The organism is Moorella sp. E308F (assembly GCF_006538365.1).
In the GTDB taxonomy this organism is placed as follows: domain Bacteria; phylum Bacillota; class DSM-521; order Neomoorellales; family Neomoorellaceae; genus Neomoorella.
Genome location: NZ_BJKN01000001.1, coordinates 428,387 through 445,817 on the forward strand (window position 1 = coordinate 428,387; position 17,431 = coordinate 445,817).

Annotated in this window: 18 protein-coding genes; 2 read left to right on the plus strand and 16 right to left on the minus strand. The window is 54.5% G+C overall.

The features are described from left to right. Window positions 1-2: 2 nt before the first annotated feature. From E308F_RS02005 to E308F_RS02025, 5 genes are all read right to left on the minus strand, one after another. A complete protein-coding gene (locus tag E308F_RS02005; protein ID WP_141263088.1) occupies window positions 3-920 on the minus strand; it encodes a sugar phosphate isomerase/epimerase family protein in 918 nt (305 codons plus the stop codon). 81 nt (window positions 921-1,001) lie between these two features. Then, on the minus strand, window positions 1,002-1,595 hold the full coding sequence (locus E308F_RS02010) for a class II aldolase/adducin family protein (RefSeq protein ID WP_141263089.1): 594 nt from the start codon (window positions 1,593-1,595) through the stop codon (window positions 1,002-1,004). A gap of 88 nt (window positions 1,596-1,683) precedes the next feature. Then, window positions 1,684-2,535 carry a creatininase family protein gene (locus tag E308F_RS02015; protein WP_141263091.1) on the minus strand — a complete coding sequence of 284 codons (852 nt, stop codon included), beginning with the start codon at window positions 2,533-2,535 and terminating at the stop codon, window positions 1,684-1,686. Window positions 2,536-2,559: 24 nt separating this feature from the next. Continuing rightward, window positions 2,560-3,561 carry a LacI family DNA-binding transcriptional regulator gene (locus E308F_RS02020; RefSeq protein ID WP_141263092.1) on the minus strand — a complete coding sequence of 334 codons (1,002 nt, stop codon included), beginning with the start codon at window positions 3,559-3,561 and terminating at the stop codon, window positions 2,560-2,562. Window positions 3,562-3,961: 400 nt separating this feature from the next. After that, window positions 3,962-4,657 carry a FadR/GntR family transcriptional regulator gene (locus tag E308F_RS02025; protein ID WP_141263094.1) on the minus strand — a complete coding sequence of 232 codons (696 nt, stop codon included), beginning with the start codon at window positions 4,655-4,657 and terminating at the stop codon, window positions 3,962-3,964. On the opposite strand from E308F_RS02025, the gene E308F_RS16790 reads away from it, so the two are divergent. Then, window positions 4,638-4,904 (plus strand): HepT-like ribonuclease domain-containing protein, encoded by a 267-nt coding sequence (locus E308F_RS16790; RefSeq protein WP_373995605.1) that lies wholly within the window; start codon window positions 4,638-4,640, stop codon window positions 4,902-4,904. The two genes, E308F_RS02025 and E308F_RS16790, sit on opposite strands and share 20 nt — an antisense overlap. Next, window positions 4,852-4,968 (plus strand): HepT-like ribonuclease domain-containing protein, encoded by a 117-nt coding sequence (locus E308F_RS02030; protein ID WP_256369505.1) that lies wholly within the window; start codon window positions 4,852-4,854, stop codon window positions 4,966-4,968. Before E308F_RS16790 ends, E308F_RS02030 begins: the two co-directional genes overlap by 53 nt. A gap of 439 nt (window positions 4,969-5,407) precedes the next feature. On the opposite strand, the gene E308F_RS02035 is transcribed toward E308F_RS02030, so the two are convergent. The 11 genes from E308F_RS02035 to E308F_RS02085 all read right to left on the minus strand — a co-directional run bounded on the left by E308F_RS02035 (window position 5,408) and on the right by E308F_RS02085 (window position 17,430). Next, on the minus strand, window positions 5,408-6,715 hold the full coding sequence (locus tag E308F_RS02035; protein ID WP_141263097.1) for a pyrimidine-nucleoside phosphorylase: 1,308 nt from the start codon (window positions 6,713-6,715) through the stop codon (window positions 5,408-5,410). Window positions 6,716-6,928: 213 nt separating this feature from the next. Beyond that, entirely contained in the window at window positions 6,929-7,513 is a 585-nt protein-coding gene (locus E308F_RS02040) for an indolepyruvate oxidoreductase subunit beta (RefSeq protein WP_141263099.1), read from the minus strand. Beyond that, window positions 7,506-9,302, minus strand: a complete 1,797-nt coding sequence (gene iorA, locus E308F_RS02045) for an indolepyruvate ferredoxin oxidoreductase subunit alpha (RefSeq protein ID WP_172613503.1) — start codon at window positions 9,300-9,302, stop codon at window positions 7,506-7,508. Before iorA ends, E308F_RS02040 begins: the two co-directional genes overlap by 8 nt. A gap of 190 nt (window positions 9,303-9,492) precedes the next feature. Beyond that, window positions 9,493-10,791: a phenylacetate--CoA ligase family protein gene (locus E308F_RS02050; protein WP_141263102.1), complete on the minus strand. Its 1,299-nt coding sequence runs from the start codon at window positions 10,789-10,791 to the stop codon at window positions 9,493-9,495. Beyond that, window positions 10,769-12,283 carry a sodium:solute symporter family transporter gene (locus E308F_RS02055; protein WP_141263104.1) on the minus strand — a complete coding sequence of 505 codons (1,515 nt, stop codon included), beginning with the start codon at window positions 12,281-12,283 and terminating at the stop codon, window positions 10,769-10,771. Before E308F_RS02055 ends, E308F_RS02050 begins: the two co-directional genes overlap by 23 nt. Before the next feature lie 122 nt (window positions 12,284-12,405). Further along, entirely contained in the window at window positions 12,406-12,888 is a 483-nt protein-coding gene (locus tag E308F_RS02060) for a hypothetical protein (RefSeq protein ID WP_141263106.1), read from the minus strand. Window positions 12,889-12,969: 81 nt separating this feature from the next. Next, entirely contained in the window at window positions 12,970-14,673 is a 1,704-nt protein-coding gene (gene ptsP / locus E308F_RS02065) for a phosphoenolpyruvate--protein phosphotransferase (RefSeq protein WP_141263108.1), read from the minus strand. Window positions 14,674-14,710: 37 nt separating this feature from the next. After that, a complete protein-coding gene (locus E308F_RS02070) occupies window positions 14,711-14,980 on the minus strand; it encodes an HPr family phosphocarrier protein (RefSeq protein ID WP_141263110.1) in 270 nt (89 codons plus the stop codon). A 25-nt stretch (window positions 14,981-15,005) separates the two neighbouring features. After that, window positions 15,006-16,118 (minus strand): uroporphyrinogen decarboxylase family protein, encoded by a 1,113-nt coding sequence (locus E308F_RS02075; RefSeq protein ID WP_141263112.1) that lies wholly within the window; start codon window positions 16,116-16,118, stop codon window positions 15,006-15,008. Further along, on the minus strand, window positions 16,115-16,525 hold the full coding sequence (locus tag E308F_RS02080) for a PTS sugar transporter subunit IIA (RefSeq protein WP_172613800.1): 411 nt from the start codon (window positions 16,523-16,525) through the stop codon (window positions 16,115-16,117). Before E308F_RS02080 ends, E308F_RS02075 begins: the two co-directional genes overlap by 4 nt. 71 nt (window positions 16,526-16,596) lie before the next feature. Then, the gene (locus E308F_RS02085; protein WP_141263116.1) at window positions 16,597-17,430 is read right to left on the minus strand and encodes a PTS system mannose/fructose/sorbose family transporter subunit IID; all 834 of its coding nucleotides are present in this window, start codon (window positions 17,428-17,430) and stop codon (window positions 16,597-16,599) included. Between the last annotated feature and the right edge of the window lies 1 nt (window position 17,431).

Genomic DNA, 17,431 nt, shown 5'->3' on the forward strand with positions numbered 1-17,431 from the left:
CTTTAAGCCAGGGCCCAGGCTTCTTTAATGACCCTCTTGGCATTGGCCAAAATTAATTCCGATGTCTCGCCGGGAAGCAGGGGGCGCACTTCGGCACTCAAGACGGGCCTCTTTTCCGGTCCGATAAGGCCCATGTCGACCAGCAGGCGGAAATAAGCGCTGACATCTTTGGTATCGATCTCCCCGTCTTCCACACCAAAACGAGGCTGCAGGTCACCGTACAGGGGATGACGCCGGTCCTTCATAACGCAGTTGCCGATATGAAAAGCCATTAAATAATCTTTTACCAGGGGCAGGGCTTCCTCGGGCTTTTCCCTAAGCAAGGGGAAGTGGGAGAGGTCCGCCAGGAGCCCGAATTTAGGATAGCTGGGACGTAGTTCCCTAGCAATATCAAGAGCATCCTTGAAATGGCCAATCAAGGATTCTTTGTCAATGTCCCGATCAAAGATCTTTAAGGTAATGGCCGGGTCGCCCATCTCCCTGGCATATTCACAAATCTGGGCCAGGGAGTCAACAAGGAGCTTTTTAGCCTCTTCCCGCCGTTCCGGGCCGGGGTCTTTACCGGCCGGGATACGCACAGCAACAGCCCCCAAGTCGGAGGCTTCTTTAAGGCAATTGAAAACCTGCTTTACGGCCCGCTTCCTTTCCCCGGGATCGAAGGAGTTAAGATTTAATTTTTGGGAAAAGATGGCCGGCTGGCAGGCATAACAAACCTCCATGTGGGCGATCTTTAATAAATGCGCTGCCTCGGTGCGCTGTTTAATGTCCTTGATCCAGCCTACTTCCACCGCAGTAAAGAAGTCGTCTTCAGCAATGCGGCGCAGGGTTTCTACCACCGGTCCGGTACCGTGTACTACCTCGGGAAAGGCTTTAAAGTGGACGATACCCACCTTCATGAATTCATAAATGGAAGCCCTCATACTTAACCTCCCCTTAATTTACGCCATTTTCCCCACTCGCCGGAAGTGTAGATTAATTCTGGCTAACTCCTGAAAAAAAATTTATCCTAACTGGGATAACAAAAAGGCAACTTTAGCATTATCTTCTAAAACATCTGCCAGGTAAAAAGCATGATGAATATCTTTACCCACTGTAACAAAACCATGGCGCTTGAGGACGGCAGCTTTGAGGGTTGGATCCTCAAAGGCTTTAATAACCATTTCCGCAAGTTCCACTGACCCCGGCGCGGCATATTCGACAGTGCCTACTTTGTTAAGACCCGCTTCCGCGGCGGCTGTAACCACCGGTAGCTCGCCCCTGGCCGTCGCATAAGCCGTAGCAAAAGCCGAATGGCCGTGAACGACGGCCTGTACATCCGGGCGGGCCTTTAAAATACCCAGGTGAAAGCGGATCTCCTTGGAAGGTTTACCCTCACCTGCCAGGATATTCCCTTCTAAATCAACCAGAATAAAATCCTCGGGTCCCACATCACCAAAGGACTTACCGCTGGCTTTTATAAGGACTTGATCCGGGTGTCCCGGGACGCGGGCGCTGGTGTTGCCGCTGGTAGCCGAGGTAAGGCCGCGGGCAAAAATTTGCCTGCTGACCTCTACCATTTCATGGCGCAACCTGGTAACTGCATCTAAATCGATCATTTTTAGTTTCCTCCCAGCCTTGCTCGCGGGTACAAGCCAGGCTTTTAAAGCCAGGCTTGTACCTTGAGCCAAGGGGTTTACGCAGCTGTTATGCTCTCTCGGGGAAATCGCGGTTTTCTACTTTGAAGGGGAACTTCTTGACTTCCTCAATGAAGGCAGCCAGGTGCTCAGCTTCTTTCTCAAAGAGCTTCAGGCCTTTTTCAGGGGTGCCCCGGAAGGGATTACCAATGGTGGCATGATCGGAGTATTCATGGTGTTCCATGGGAACAATGATATTTTCGGAACCCCGGAATTTAACGGTAGGAGTACCGTCGATCTTGGAAAATTCAGGTCCCATCCACCGCGGCGCGTGGGCACGGTCATTGACCGCCCGGCTCATATCCACCAGCTCAATGTTGTAAGCCATTACCTGCGCCGTTTCCATTTCACCGGCGTGCCAGCCGGGGGTCTCCTCGGGAGGACCTTCCAGGATACCTTTAACTACCTCGCATTCCCTCTCGGTGGGCGTTTTGTACCAGGCCACAAAGGCGCCGGTATGGTAACGAAGTTTCCGCAGGAGTTCATCAATGGGTTTGGTATTGGAACCATGGTGGGATACAAAGACAATCTTGTTAGCACCGTGGAAAATCAAGCTGCGAGCAATATCATGGAGCACACGACGGAAAGTCTCGGCAGCAAGGGTGATGGTGCCGCAGCCTTCCCCGACTTCGCCCATGTGGTGGGGTGAGTAGCCAAAGGGTAACAGCGGTGTGTGGGGGACATTGGCCAGTTTAGCGGCCCGCTCGGTTACGGAAATGGTAGTAATGCTGTCCGTTCCCAGGGGTACATGGGCACCGTGCTTTTCACAGCTGCCGACCGGCACGAGAACGGTGTCGGTTTCCTTGAACCATTCCTGAGCGTCAACGAAGGAACATTCCAAGAGGTTGTGTCGTTTTGCCATTTCAGCAAACCTCCTGCCAATTATTTATTTTAATATAGAAGATTCCCTGACCTCGAGGTGGGTTGCCAGGAAGGTAACCGGCGGCACCTTCCGGCCGGCAAGGAGCTCGGCCAGTACCCTCATAGCAGTCACCCCCAGGTCATAGACCGGAACAGCTACAGTAGATAAAGTTGGAGTAATGAACGAGGCGAGGGGAATGTTATCGAAGCCAACGACGGCAACATCTTCTGGTACCTTAAGGCCCCTTTCCTGCAGGGCTTTGATTGCGCCTATGGCCATAAGATCGTTATGGGCAAAAATTGCGGTTATCTTCCCCGGGCCGCGCAATGGCAGACGACCAACGGCTTGATAACCGCTGCTAAACTCAAAGTCACCTTCCACGATCCAGCCGGATTCTATATCTACCCCTTCAGCCTCTATGGCACGGCGGTAACCCTCCAGGCGGTCCCTAGCTGTAGTCGAAACGGCAGGGCCGGTCACCGTGGCAATCCGCCGGTGGCCAAGATGCAGCAAATGCTCAACAGCTTCCTGGGCGGCCCGCACATTATCCACCTGCACTGCCGGGAGATTGGCTTTATGACGCCCAATGACCACCGTCGCCACCGAGCCCTGTTCAAAAAAGTGTTCCCGGCTGGCATCCTCTACAGCACCCCCGCCGGTAAAGATCACCCCGTCCACCCGTTTTTCCCGTAAAACACGGAGATATTCTTTCGTACGTTCCCGGGAACGGTCGGTATTGCACAGGATAACTGTATAGCCCTTTTCATGGGCTACATCCTCTACCCCCCGGACAATGCCCGGGTAATAAGGGTTGGCAATATCCGGAAGGATCAGACCGATGGTTTTTGTTTCATGCAGCTGGAGGCTGCGGGCCATGGCGTTGGGGTAAAAGCCAAGTTCTTTAATAGCTGCCAGGACGCGCTCCCTCGTCTCGGGGCTGATAGGATGCTGACTGTTGTTAAGAACACGAGAAACGGTAGTAACAGAAACCCCGGCATGCCTTGCCACATCTTTTATGGTTACCATGGCTTTCACCCCTCTCGGAAAACGTTTTCCTTGGTTATAAATTTAACATGGTTTAGCCCCTGTGTCAATAAGTAATTTTAAATCGTGAATATTTTCTTATGGTAAACGTTTCCCACTGGCATTCTATGTTATGGTAAACGTTTTCTTTTTTGTTTTTTCACTCCCCTTCATGGAAAGCCATGAAAAATACGGCAATACTTTTGCCATAATCTCCTATCATAGTAACAAAACTGCTATTCATACGCCTCTTATATACGAGGGCGGAAATTGAGACTTAAAATATCCGGATTTTCTTCCCAAAAATAAAAACTCCCCGCAGGGTAACTCAAAACTACGGGGAGTTTCAGGCGAACAATATCCCTTACAGATTTACTGGCAAAGACCGTCAGGACAAGACCTCCTATTTCAACTGCCGGGCCACAAAGCGCAGGTGTTTGCCCATTGCTCGACGTGCCGATTCCGCGGCCCCGGAAATAATGGCTTGGGCAATTTCATTGTGCTGTTCAAAAAGCACACAAGCGTTCTCCGGATCAGAGTAAAGACGGTTTCTTTTATTGGCCAGGGTCTGAGCAATGGTATCAGCAATAGTGTACATCAAACGGGAAAGGATGGGATTATGGGACATACCGGCTATGGTTAAATGAAATTTGACATCCGTGTCTTCCTGGAGAAATCCCCGGGCTAGTTCGTTGCTCATCTGCTGGATTATCTCTACCAACTTTTCTTTTTCCTCGGTCGTAGCCCGCTGCGCCGCCAGGTAAACTATCTCCCGTTCCAGTATCTGCCTGGCTTCCAGTAAATATACGGCCTGTTGTTCTTCTAGCAGCAGGGCCATGACCAGGGGCTGGACAATATCGCAGTTCTGCACCTTGCGGACAAAAGTACCTTCACCGGGTTTTACCTCCAGCACGCCCATAGTAGTCAGGGCGCGAATGGCCTCCCGGACAGATGCCCGGCTAACGCCCAGTTTCTCCGACAGCTCCCGTTCCGAGTAAAAGCGTTCCCCAGGCATCAGCTTGCCTTCACTGAGGGATTTTTTTACCTGCTCGACGATTTCTTCATAAATCTTTTTCGTTTTGATAGGCTGCAGATCCATCGGCCTTACCTCGAGGTTCTTTTTAGATTATTATTGCATTATTTCGGGCCGATGGCAATCGGTTATTTTCCCCGAACATCTGCGCCGGGCTCTGGAAGCGCTCCTGGATATTGGCCGACATATTATAGCTAAAAAAGGATTGGGACGGCCGGAAGATTATAAAAGCATCATTATCTTGTTGGGAAAAAAACGGTGTGATCCTCATGGGATTTATGCTAAAGTTCCAAGGCATGGCTGCCTATCGTAATCGCCTGGTGCACGGTTATGCCGATATTACTGCTGAAGAAATCTATAATCTCCTTGAAAGATAAGCTGGGTGATTTTGCGGAATTTGTGAACCACATACTTGACTACCTGAACAAAGATAACGTAGTTCAGAAAGGTGGGATCGATGATGACGCCAAAGATTGCTTCCGAACTCCATCCCCAGGCAATTAATTGGGAAACTTACAAAGAAGTATTCCCTGAGAAAATGTAGTTAATTGGAGGCTTCCTTTGTGGCGGTCCCTCAGATCATGATGCCAGGGAGAAACTTTTATGGGCACTCTTGATTAATGTTGGCCTGGAGCGAGTGGTAAAGCTGGCGCCAAAGGAAAAATGGGAAGCAGTCCTACGGGAGATGACCCGTCATGCCTGGTAGCATTGCCGCCCGGCTGGCGTCGGCTGTCATAGTCTGCCTGACCGCCGCTTTACAAGGAATCCCACTCTCATCTTGGCGAAGTCAATCTATCGTTACCCCTGGGCAGGTGCTTAATCACCTATTATCTCATACACCAGCGGCTGGGGGACCGGCGGCTCTGGTGCCAGGGTATAGGCCGCCAGGAATCTCTCCCGGGCCGCCTCCAGGTTCAACCGGTCGTTGACGTGGAAGACAGCCAGGAGCTCGCCGGCGCTAACATAATCTCCCCGGCGTTTTTTGAGCTCAATACCAACAGCCAGGTCTATAGGGCTTTCCTTGGTGACCCGCCCGGCTCCCAGGAGCATGGCCGCCTCGCCCACCAGGCGGGCCTGGACGGCGCTGATGTAACCGCCGGCCGGGGAGGATATAGTTACCTGTTCCCCGGCTTGCGGCAGGAGTTGCGGATTGTCTACCACCTCCGGGTCGCCGCCCTGGGCGACGATAAACTGCCGGAATTTGGCCAGCGCACCACCGGCGTTTAGGAGATCTTCCAGACGCCGGCGGGCCTCGCCTTCGCTGCCGGCCGCACCGGCAAGCAAAAGCATCTGGCTGCCCAGGGTAAGGCAGACCTCCCGCAGTTCTTTTGGCCCGCCGTCGTGGAGGACCGCTAAAGCCTCCTTTACCTCCAGGGCGTTGCCCACCATCATTCCCAGAGGTTCGTCCATATTGGTAATAACCGCCACCGTACGCCGGCCCACCTCCCGACCCAGGGCCACCATGGTCCGGGCCAGTTCTCGGGCCGAAGCCAGGTCGGGCATAAAGGCCCCGCTGCCAACCTTAACATCGAGAACTATGGCATCGGCACCAGCGGCGATTTTTTTGCTCATGACGCTGCTGGCGATGAGGGGGATGCTTTCCACCGTGGCCGTAACATCCCGCAGGGCATAGAGCTTGCCGTCAGCCGGCACCAGGTTACCTGTCTGGGCGGTGATGGCCAGCCCGATTTCCTTCACCTGCCGGACCATATCCTCCCTGGATAGCTGCACTCGGAAGCCGGGAATGGCCTCCAGCTTGTCAATGGTGCCGCCGGTGTGGCCCAGGCCGCGGCCGGACATCTTGACCACCGGTACCCCGGCTGCCGCTACCAATGGCGCCAGGACCAGGGTTGTGGTATCGGCTACGCCGCCGGTGCTGTGCTTGTCGACCTTGACACCGGGGATGGAACTCCAATCAATTCTCTCCCCCGAGGCTACCATGGCCCGGGTCAGGGCGGCCGTCTCATCCTGGTTCAGGCCGCGGAAGTAGACAGCCATAAGAAAGGCCGCTATCTGGTAATCGGGAATCGTACCGGCCGTATAACCCTGAATCATGGCCTCAATTTCTGCCGGTGTCAGGGCCTGGCCCTCCCGCTTGCGGCGGATTAAGTCAAGCATCTGCATAATTATATAAACCTCCCGCAAACAATCGATTTTTTCTCACCCGCCGGCAACAAAAAAGCCCCTCAAAAACTGCTGGCGGCCCGCCAGGTGGAAATACAAGGAAATACTCTTGCAAGCATTATACCTCGCCGGTTTATCCGGGGCAAGAGTAGCTCCTCATCTAAAACTAAAGGTCATATCCCCAGGTATAACCTGGAAGATATGACCTTTTTGTTATCCATTATGGTCCCACCCAAGATTAAATGCCTTTTTGTTAACCTCCAAAAACCGAGCCGGCACCGAAGCGGCCAGGGCTTCTTCCCAGGCCTCCCGGCCGATGGGCAGCTGCCTGGCCAGGGCGCCCATGAGGACCATATTGACGGCCTTCACGTTCCCGGCCTGGCGGGCCAGCTCCAGGGCGTCGATGACCAGCATGTTTTTAACCAGCTTTTCCATCTCAGCCACCAACCCGGCCGGGTAAGCCGCCGCTCCAGTAAGGACGGGTAAAGGCGGGAGTTCTTGATTATTCACGATGAGCTGCCCCCCGTCCTTCAGGTAGTAGAGCCAGCGCCGGGCCTCCAGCTTTTCAAAGGCCACCAGGAAGTCAGCCGTACCGGGAGCCATCACGGGAGAATATACCCGGGGACCGAAACGGACCTGGGTCACTACGCTGCCGCCCCTCTGGGCCATACCGTGGATGTCGGAAACCTTGACCTCGCCCCCCAAGGAAACCGCCGCCCGGGACAGGACGCGGCCGGCAAGGATCGTCCCCTGGCCGCCGACGCCGACCAGCAGTACATTAACCACGCCATTATTCATTACCTTCACCTGCTTTCCTTATAGCCTCTGCCGGGCAAACCTGAGTGCAGAGGCCACAGCCGTTGCACTGGATCGGGTCAATGACGGCCTGCTCCCCGTTGAAGGATAGGGCCGGGCAGCCCAGTTCCAGGCAGTAACGGCAGCCCAGGCAGTTTTCCTTATCTACTATATAAACTGCTTCTTTCTCTTTATGCAAAAGGGCGCAGGGACGGCGGGCAATAATTACCGAAGGTCCGGCTGCCGCCGTTTCTTCGCGGATAGCCCTTTCAACCGCCTCCAGATCGTAGCTATCGACCACCTGCACCCGCTGCACCCCCAGGGCCCGGGCGATTTGCTCCAGATCGGCCTTGGGAGCCTGCCGGTGGGCGGCGGTATAACCGGTACCGGGGTGATCCTGGTGCCCCGTCATGGCCGTGGTGCCATTGTCTAAAATAATCAAGGTGCCGTTGCTGCCGTTATAAACCATGTCCAGGAGGCCGGTCATACCTGAGTGCAGGAAGGTGGAATCGCCGATAACCCCTACCACCCGGCGGGCAAACTCCGGACCCCTGGCCTTCTCCATGCCCATGGCCACACCCAGGCTGGCCCCCATGCAGATACAGGTATCCATGGCCTGCAGGGGCGGCGTCGCCCCCAGGGTGTAGCAGCCGATGTCGCCAGCTACCACCAGCCCGAGTTTCTTCAGGACGTAAAAGACGCCGCGGTGGGGACAGCCGGGGCACATGAGGGGCGGGCGGCCGGGAAGTTCTGCAGCTGCCTTCGCCGCCGCTTCCGGGGCTCTTGCTGGCTGGGCCAGTGCCGGCGAAACCAGTTCCGGGGCCAGGGCTGCTACCCGAGAACCCACGGTGTGGGCGACGATAGCGCTGCTCAATTCATCTACCCTTGGCACCAGTTCCTTGCCAGCTACGGGCAGGCCCCAGGCGCGGATTTGATCTTCAAGGAAGGGTTCCAGCTCTTCCACCACATAACAGGTCTCAACAGCATTGACAAAATCGCGGATCAACTTCTCCGGCAGGGGATAAGTCAACCCCAGCTTCAGTACCGAAACCCCGGGCAGGGCTTCCTTAACGTACTGGTAGGCAATACCGCTACTAATAACACCCACGCGCCGGTCGGCCCATTCCACCCGGTTCAGGGGTGTAGTCTCCGCATAGGCCGCCAGTTTGAGACGCCTTTCTTCCACCACCAGGTGGCGTGCCCTGCCGTAGGCCGGCAGCATGACATATTTGGAAGGTTGCTTTAGATAATCTTTCAGGGGCACTTCCCGGCGTTCGCCCAGCTCCACCAGGCTGTAAGAATGGGCAATACGGGTGGTCAGACGTAAAATTACCGGGGTATCAAATTCTTCACTTAAGCTAAAAGCGAGCATAGTCATATCCTTAACTTCCTGGCTGTCGGCCGGCTCCAGGCAGGGTATCTGGGCTATACGGGCGTAAAAACGGTTGTCCTGCTCGTTCTGGGAGCTAAAAAGGCCGGGGTCATCGGCCGACACCAGCACCAGACCGGCATTGACACCGGTATAGGCCAGGGTCATCAGCGGATCGGCGGCGACGTTAACGCCAACGTGCTTCATGGCCGCCAGGGCCCTGGCACCCCCGATGGCCGCGCCAATGGCGACCTCCAGGGCTACTTTCTCGTTCGGGGACCACTCTGCATATACTTCCGGGTACCCGGCCAGGGCTTCGATTATTTCCGTGCTCGGTGTCCCCGGGTAAGCAGCGGCTACCCGCAGCCCTGCTTCCCAGGCGCCCCTGGCCAGGGCATGATTACCAATCAATAATTCCCGCACACTTTCACCTCTCCCACCTTCAGGCCCATTGTGAGTAATGCGGGCCGCAATACTTTTATTCTAACTTAATAACCGCCCTGAGTCACTACCCGGCCTTAAAAGAAACCCCGGGACGTGACCAGAATAAAATAAAAACCCGTTTCTACGGGTTTTCTAGCTAACGGTTCCCTGGCCGGTGCTTGATATTTATTTATTTCGACCGCAAGTCAATCACCCGCCGGGCCTTGCCTTCGCTGCGGGGAATGCTGTGGGGCTCCACCAGGCGCACCCGCGCCTTTAGCTGTAGTACTGTATGCAGGCGCTCGGCAACTTTTTCTTCCAGTTCCTCCAGCTGCCGATAGCGATCGCTGAAAAACTCCGGGTCTACTTCTACCTGAATTTCCAGCTCATCCAGGTAATTGCGCCGACTGACTATAAGCTGGTAGTGGGGAGCTACTCCTTCAATTTCCATGAGGACGCTCTCCACCTGGGAGGGAAAGACGTTGACCCCCCGGATAATGAGCATATCATCGGTGCGGCCGGTAATTTTGGCCAGGCGCGCCGTGGTACGACCGCAGCGGCAGGGTTCAAAATTTAAACAAGATATATCCCGGGTGCGGTAACGCAGCACCGGCAGGGCTTCCTTGGTCAGGGTAGTAATAACCACCTCGCCCTTGACTCCCGGCGGACAGGGTTCCCCGGTAACCGGGTCAAGGATCTCCACCAGGAAGTGGTCTTCGGCCACGTGCTGGCCGTCCTGGTACTCGCACTCGCCGGAGACGCCCGGTCCCATGACTTCCGACAGGCCGTAGTTATCTGTGGCCAGCATCCCCCAGCGCCGCTCGATTTCTTTGAGCATTTCCCGGCTGGAGGCCTCGCCGCCAAACAGGCCCAGCCGCACGGGGAGTTCCCGCGGGTCCACACCTTCTTCTTCCGCCACCTCAGCCAGGTGCAGGACATAGGACGGCGTGCCCACCAGGACGGTGGTACCAAAGTCCCGCATTAACATAATATGCCGTTTGGAGTTGCCGGCTGAAGCCGGTACCACCGTGGCTCCTACCCGTTCCAGGCCGTAGTGCAGGCCAAAACCGCCGGTGAAAAGGCCGTAGCCGAACACAACCTGAACGACATCGTCAGCAGTGACGCCGGCGAGAGTCACCATCCGCGCCACCAGGTCCGTCCAGATTTCCAGGTCGCGGCGGGTATAGCCCACTACAATGGGCTTCCCGGTGGTGCCGGAAGAAGCATGGAGGCGGACCACTTCCCTCAGGGGCACAGCAAAGAGGCCATAGGGATAATTCTGGCGAAAATCCTCCTTGGTAGTCATAGGCAGCAGGCGGACATCCGCCAGGGTGCGGATATCCGATGGCCGGATACCTTTAGCATCCATAGCCTGGCGGTAAAAAGGCACCCGCTCGTAGACCCTGGCTACCGTTTCCTGGAGCCGGGCCAACTGCAAAGCCTCCATCTCCGCCCGAGAACGACACTCATTTGCCAAATCCCAGATCATCAGACACCAGTCCTTTAGTTGTTACTGTACTCACCCTGCCGGGGCCGAAAACCCTGGCTAAATGCTCCCGGGAAAAGGTCGGGGTCACAAGGCTCACCACGGGTACCACACCCAGGGGAATAAGCATCGCCAGGGAGCCAATGGTGGGGATGATGCCGCCGTCAAGGTGGTAATAAAAAGCTAACCCTAGTGATATAATAAGTCCGCTCAAAAGTCCCGCCCAGGCTCCGGCTTTAGTGGTACGGGGCCAGTACAGGCCGTACAGGTAGGGTGCCAGAAAGGCGCCGGACACCGTACCCCAGGACAGGGACATGAGGACCAGGATAATAGTGGGTTTTAAGGCAATGTATACCGACAACCCGATAAAAAAGACGCACAAAAAACGCAGCAGGGCCATGACAGCGCGCCGGGGAACTTGGGGCGCCGCCCCCTGGACCAGGTCAATGGCCACGGCCGAACTGGAGACCAGCACGAGCGACGCCAGGGTAGACATGGAAGCCGCCAGCACCAGCATGAGCAGGAGCAACCCCACCCAGGCCGGCAAGTACTGGTCGATAATCTGGGGCATAATCAGGTCCGGGTTGGGCTGGCCATTAAGGAGCGGCATCTGGTTGTTAAAGAAAAGGCGGCCGAAGGCGCCGGTAAAGTAGGCGCCGGTGGCGATGATCAGGGCAAAAAAGGTCGAGACCACCGTCGCCGCCCGGATGGAACGTTCATCCTTTATGGCATAAAACTTCTGCACCATCTGGGGCAGGCCCCAGGGGCCAAGGCTGGTAAGGACTACCAGGGATAAAAGGGCAAACCAGTTGGGGCCCAGCGGGGAAACCAGACTGGGATTTATGGCTGCCAGGCGGCTGATGCCGGTGACCAGGCCACCCACCGGCGGCGCGATAATGACATAATATATAAGGATAAAGACGCCGGCAATCATAATCAAGCCCTGGATGAAATCAGTCAGGGTGACGGCGATATAACCACCCAGGACCAGGTAGACGGCCGTCAGGGCGGCCATAATGATGAGGGCGCTGGCAAAGTCAATCTGGAAGACCTGTTCAAAGAGGTAACTCAAACCCATATATACTGAGGCGGAATAGGGAACAAGGAAAATAAATATTAACAGCCCCCCTACCGTCCGCAGGGCCGGGCTCTCATAACGCGCTGCCAGGAACTCGGGCATGGTCATCGCATTCAGGCGCACCGTCATTTCCCGGGTCGGCCGCGCCAGGACCTTCCAGGCCAGGAAACTGCCGATAAAGGCGTTGCCGATGACGATCCATAAATCGGAGAGGCCGAAACCCCAGCCTACCTTACCGGCGTAGCCAATAAAAATAACGGCGGAGAAGTAGGTCGTCCCGTAGGCAAAGGCCGATATCCAGGGGCCCACGGTCCGGTTGCCCAGGAAAAATCCGCCGACATCCCGCGATTTCTTCAAGCTGTAAAAGCCGATAACGATAAGTGCTGCAAAATATAAGCCCAAAATAAAAAACTTCATCCTGCCTTCCTCCCGTCCTGCCTTGAAGTCTAATGGTTTTTTTATTCCACACCAAAGGACAGAATCCTGCCGGCCAGTTAAGTTTCTTGTGCTTTTACGCAGAAGGCATACGCCATCATTGATTACCATCCTGCATTGGCTTTTAGCATCTCAATTTCAATATGCTGGCGACCAAATTCTCCTGCTAAAACATTTAAACGCCTCTCCATTTTTTGATGTTGAGTTGTATTTTCGGCACGCAGGTTTGCTATCTCTTCTTTTACCGCCGCCATCTCCGTTTTCAACTCGACTACATCTGCTTTTACGGCTGCCATCTCCGTTTTCAACTCGGCTACATCTGCTTTTACGGCTGCCATCTCCGCCTTTAACTCGGCTACATCTGCCTTGAGCGATACTATTTCACCCTGAACTGCGCCCACTTCCTGTCTCAAATCTCTGACGGCATTAGCGGCCCATTGCATTTTTTCATTAAGACAATCAACGCCTTTCTCCAGCGCTGACAAGCGCCTTTCAAAGGCCTCTTCAAAAGCCTTTTGTCCTTCCATGCTGGCTTTAACCATCGCCTGGATATTTTCCAGCATCAAAAGGACTTTTTGTTCCTCCACCTTTTACCCCTCCCATAAAATCTTATCATGGCAGCTAAAGCCAGGCAAGAAAAAATGCACCCTGTCCTGGGTGCGAAGATATTATTTGCTTAATGCTGCCCGTACCTCCCGGGGACCTGGTAGTTCGAGGAGCCTCCGCACCAGTTCCCGGGCCTCGTGGTAAGCAATCTTATTTACAGCCTCTTTCATTGGTGGTATAAAAACAGGGCTCATGCTTATTTCATCCAGTCCAAGGCCAACAAGCAGGGGGGCGGCCTGAATTTCACTTGCCAGTTCACCGCACAAACCCACCCATTTGCCGTAACGGTGGGCCGCCTTAACGGTGACATCTATCAACCGCAGCACGGCAGGGTGACAGGCATCATACATCCCGGCCACCCTTTCATTACCCCGGTCTACCGCCAGGGTATACTGGGCAAGGTCGTTGGTGCCAATGCTAAAAAAGTCTACTTCCCGGGCCAGGACGTCCGCCATCAGGGCGGCTGCAGGAACCTCGATCATAATGCCTGTTTCTACGTGGCTAACGGTCAACCCGTTGGCCTCCAGTTCCATCCGGGCTTCTGCCATAATCTTTTTAGCCTGTCGTATCTCCTCCAGGGTGGTCACCATGGGGAACATAATCTTCAGGTTGCCGTAACTGGCAGCCCGGAGGAGGGCCTTCAACTGGGTCTTGAAAAGTTCTTGCCGGGTCAGACAAAGCCGCAACCCCCTTAAGCCCAGGAAGGGATTTTCTTCGTGGCCGGGGTTAAGATAGGGCAAGGGCTTATCGCCGCCAACATCCAGGGTGCGGACCACCACCGGTTTCCCCTGGAAGGCGGCCACTACCTCTTTGTATGCTTGCAATTGTTCTTCTTCTCCAGGCGGTTCCTCCCGGTTCATAAAGAGAAATTCGGTACGAAATAATCCCACGCCCCCGGCACCATGCTCCAGGGCGATTTTTACTTCCGCAGCGTTCCTGATATTAGCCGCCACTTCAATGTGCCGGCCATCCCTCGTCCTGGCCGGCCCGGCATATTTGCTATCGCGCCGGCCTGCTTCCAGTACCGCCTTTTTCTTTTTATATTCCTCTAAAAGCTCGCTGCCGGGGTTTAAGTAAACCACCCCGGCACTACCGTCGATAATGGCCAGTTCACCGTCTCTGACCCGGTTCATTAGCCCCTGAACACCCAGGACGGCAGGTATCCCCAGGGCCCTGGCCACAATTGCCGTATGACTGGTAGGCCCTCCTATCTCCGTGGCAATCCCGGCTACAGTATTCCGGGTAAAATTAGCCGTAAGGGAAGGAGTAAGTTCCCTGGCTACGACGATTGAACCTGCTTTCAGCTCCAGGGCCCGGCGTGACCCCACCGCAAGATTGTCCAGAAGCCTGGCGGCCACATCCCTGATGTCCGCAGCCCTTTCCCGGAACAGGTCGTCGTCCAGGACGGCAAAGCTGCTGGCTATGGCTTCGGCTATTTCCTCTACCGCCCGGGCGGCCTTTTTTTTCTCAACCTTAATTTTTTCCTTTACGCTGGCAATAAAAGTGGGATCGGTAAGCATCAGGATATGGGCGTTGAAAATGCCGGCCTCTGCCTCACCGATTTCTTGCCTTGTTCTGGCCGCCAGCTCTTCCAGGTCTCTTTTGGCCCGGCCAATGGCTTCTTCCAGCCGCGCCAGCTCGGCCTGGATTTCCTCCGGCCCATGTAAAAGCTGGCTATTGTCAGTTTCTTCTTCCCTGGATTTCAGTTCTATCAGATACACCGGCCCAATACCTATTCCCGGCGCAGCGGCAATTCCTTTCAACATACGGCCATCTCCTTTTAAGCATTAAGCAGTTACCCCGCTAGCTTGCTTCGCCCAGGCCTGCCTGCACCAGTTCCACCAGGGTAACCAGAGCCTGGTCGGCATCTTCCCCTTCGGCGCGGATAACCAGTTCGGTACCACATTTGGCTCCCAGTCCCATAACCGCTAGGATGCTTTTACCGTTTGCCTCTTTACCGTCACGCTGCAAGATAATGTCTGCTGTAAAGCCATTCGCCGCTTGGACGAATATTGCTGCCGGTCTGGCGTGTAAGCCGGAAGGATTCTTAAGGATAACCCTTGCCTCTGGCATAAAGTCATCTCCCTGTTCACGGCTTTTAATATCTCCCCAGTTCCGCCGCCGTCCGGTACATAGCCACAATGCTTTCCGGAGCTACATCCGGCCCGATATGGTTGGCGGGCGCCAGGATATAGCCGCCGCCGGGAGCCAGCTCCTGCAAGCGCTTTTTAACCTCTTCCACCGCTGCCTCCGGGCCGGAAGGCAGGGCCTGCTGGATGTCAATGCCGCCTATAAAAGCAATATCCTTACCAAATTCCTGCTTAACGGCCGCCAGGTCCATGCCTACACCCGGTTGTAAGGGGTGCAACAGTTCAATGCCGGCTTCAATATAGCTGGGTATGAAGGGAGTAATAAACCCGTCGCTGTGGGCCAGGACATAAGTACCGGGCGACTTGCTTTTTACTAAATCCACCAGCTTCATGTACCAGGGCTGGAAGTATTTTTTAAACAGGTCCGGGGAAATAATCGGGCCGGCCTGGGAGCCGTAATCGTCACCAGGCAGTTCCAGGATATCAATATATCCCCCTACTTCATCCAGGTATACTTCCATTAAACCATAAATCGTATTGCCGATGTGATCAACCAGGCACCGGGCCAGGGCTTCATCCAGCAACATGTCAACCATGAACTGTTCGGTGCCGCGTAATTGCCCTGCTTGCTCGAGGAAGCCATAAGAACAAACCGAACGAGCCACTACCGCCAAACCGGCCTCCTGATAGGCCCGCGCCCGTTTCCCGGTCCCGGGAGCAGGCCGGTAATCGCGGGGATCAGGCCAGGGATAGTTTTCAATGTCTTTAATTGTAGCTCCGGCCAGGGTCGGCTGGGCATGGGAAAACCCGTTTACCTTTTCTAAAGTAAGCCCCCAGCCGTTCACGGCTCTAGTACCATTCAGGCGTACCAGATCAGGTGTTGGTTGATAAACATAACGAAAATCTATCCCCAGGGCGGCCTGTACCCTTTCGTCCAGGTAGTTACCTGTCTTAAACCCATCCTGGCGAAACGGCGGCCAGTCACTGGGTAAATCTAGATATTCAAGGAGCCTACGGTAAGCGTGATCATGGATATTGTAAGCGCTACCGCCCAAAGCCAGAGGTACCCGGTCTGGTTCTTCGTGTTTTAAGGCTTTAATAACCCTTTCCCTGCTGTTCATACAGCTGCACTCCCCATATCTTCCGGCTTCATGGTAGAGATCCCTTCGCGGCTCCAGTCCTGAACCCGGTCAACTAAACTCGCCAATGTTGCCCCTTTGCGATGGATAAATAATTCCAGCAACATCGGCAGGTTAACACCAGTTACCACGGCCCTGTTGCTCGAAGTAACCATCTCCAGGGCTATATTAGCCGGGCTACCCCCTGCGACATCCACCAGGAGTAAAACTCCGTCACCTTGATCCAGCGCCGTAGCCAGTTCCCGGGCCTTTTCACGAAAGGCATCAATCTGGTCGCCTGGATTTAAGGCCAGGGCCCGGACCTGTTCCTGGGGACCTAAAAGCATTGTTACTACATCCAGTACAGCCTCGCCGAGTTTCCCATGAGTCAATAATAATATGCCAACCAAAACATAATCCTCCCAGTTGAAGTCGGATTGATGGGGCCTGGAGTTTGCCTCCAAGCCCCAGGTAAGATAAGTTAAAAGATTTTCAGTAAAGAACCAACGAAACCTACCACGATGGTAAAGCCAAGCAACTTCATAATCGACCAGTTGCGAAATTGATGCAGGTACCACACCAGCCCTACCCATAAAAGGGGTAAAAACTTGGGCATCATGCCGTCTAGGATGGATTGCAGGGTAGTCGCCTTTTGCTGTAAAGTCCACTGGATAGGAGTGGAAAGGGAAACAAAGGTGGCACTTAAAGCTCCTACTACAACGAGGCCTAAAATATTAAGGCTCCGGGTCACCCGCTCAATAGTCTGGGGAGTCAGAAATTCCGAATCTAAGACATTTACTCCCAGGCGATAACCGAGATTGACTCCGGTGGACATCATATACCAGGTCAGAGCAATCCAGGCGATGGTATAGATTACGGGTCCCAGGATATTGCCCTGTAAGGCCATGCTCATGGCAAAACTTAACAGAATGGCATTGACGGCGCTGGCCCAAAGGGAATCTCCGATAGCGGCGAAAGGCCCCATAAGACCACTCTTAATGGCATTAATAGTATCATCGGCTATTTCCTCGCCAGTAGCCTTCTGGCGTTCGATGGCTGCTATGGCGCCAATAATAGGACTGCCGATGGTCATCTCGGTATTGAAGAATACCATGTGTCTTTTCAGCGCCGCACCTAGTTCCTCTCTACCTGGATAAAGCTTTTTTAGAACGGGCAGCAGGCTCCACGCAAAGGCAATATGCTGCATGCGTTCCCAGTTCCAGGCTGAAGTATTGAAGAAAAGCCAGCGTAACGTAACTGCGCGGAGGTCCTTCTTCGTAATTTCAGGTACAGCTTTGGCCGGTTGTTCCTGCATT

Coding starts and splice junctions, on each gene's coding strand:
- E308F_RS02005 (WP_141263088.1), bottom strand. CDS start 920: ATGAGGGCTTCCATTTATGAATTCATGAAGGTGGGTATCGTCCACTTT.
- E308F_RS02010 (WP_141263089.1), bottom strand. CDS start 1,595: ATGATCGATTTAGATGCAGTTACCAGGTTGCGCCATGAAATGGTAGAG.
- E308F_RS02015 (WP_141263091.1), bottom strand. CDS start 2,535: ATGGCAAAACGACACAACCTCTTGGAATGTTCCTTCGTTGACGCTCAG.
- E308F_RS02020 (WP_141263092.1), bottom strand. CDS start 3,561: ATGGTAACCATAAAAGATGTGGCAAGGCATGCCGGGGTTTCTGTTACT.
- E308F_RS02025 (WP_141263094.1), bottom strand. CDS start 4,657: ATGGATCTGCAGCCTATCAAAACGAAAAAGATTTATGAAGAAATCGTC.
- E308F_RS02035 (WP_141263097.1), bottom strand. CDS start 6,715: ATGCAGATGCTTGACTTAATCCGCCGCAAGCGGGAGGGCCAGGCCCTG.
- E308F_RS02040 (WP_141263099.1), bottom strand. CDS start 7,513: ATGAATAATGGCGTGGTTAATGTACTGCTGGTCGGCGTCGGCGGCCAG.
- E308F_RS02050 (WP_141263102.1), bottom strand. CDS start 10,791: ATGATCTGGGATTTGGCAAATGAGTGTCGTTCTCGGGCGGAGATGGAG.
- E308F_RS02055 (WP_141263104.1), bottom strand. CDS start 12,283: ATGAAGTTTTTTATTTTGGGCTTATATTTTGCAGCACTTATCGTTATC.
- ptsP (WP_141263108.1), bottom strand. CDS start 14,673: ATGTTGAAAGGAATTGCCGCTGCGCCGGGAATAGGTATTGGGCCGGTG.
- E308F_RS02070 (WP_141263110.1), bottom strand. CDS start 14,980: ATGCCAGAGGCAAGGGTTATCCTTAAGAATCCTTCCGGCTTACACGCC.
- E308F_RS02075 (WP_141263112.1), bottom strand. CDS start 16,118: ATGAACAGCAGGGAAAGGGTTATTAAAGCCTTAAAACACGAAGAACCA.
- E308F_RS02085 (WP_141263116.1), bottom strand. CDS start 17,430: ATGCAGGAACAACCGGCCAAAGCTGTACCTGAAATTACGAAGAAGGAC.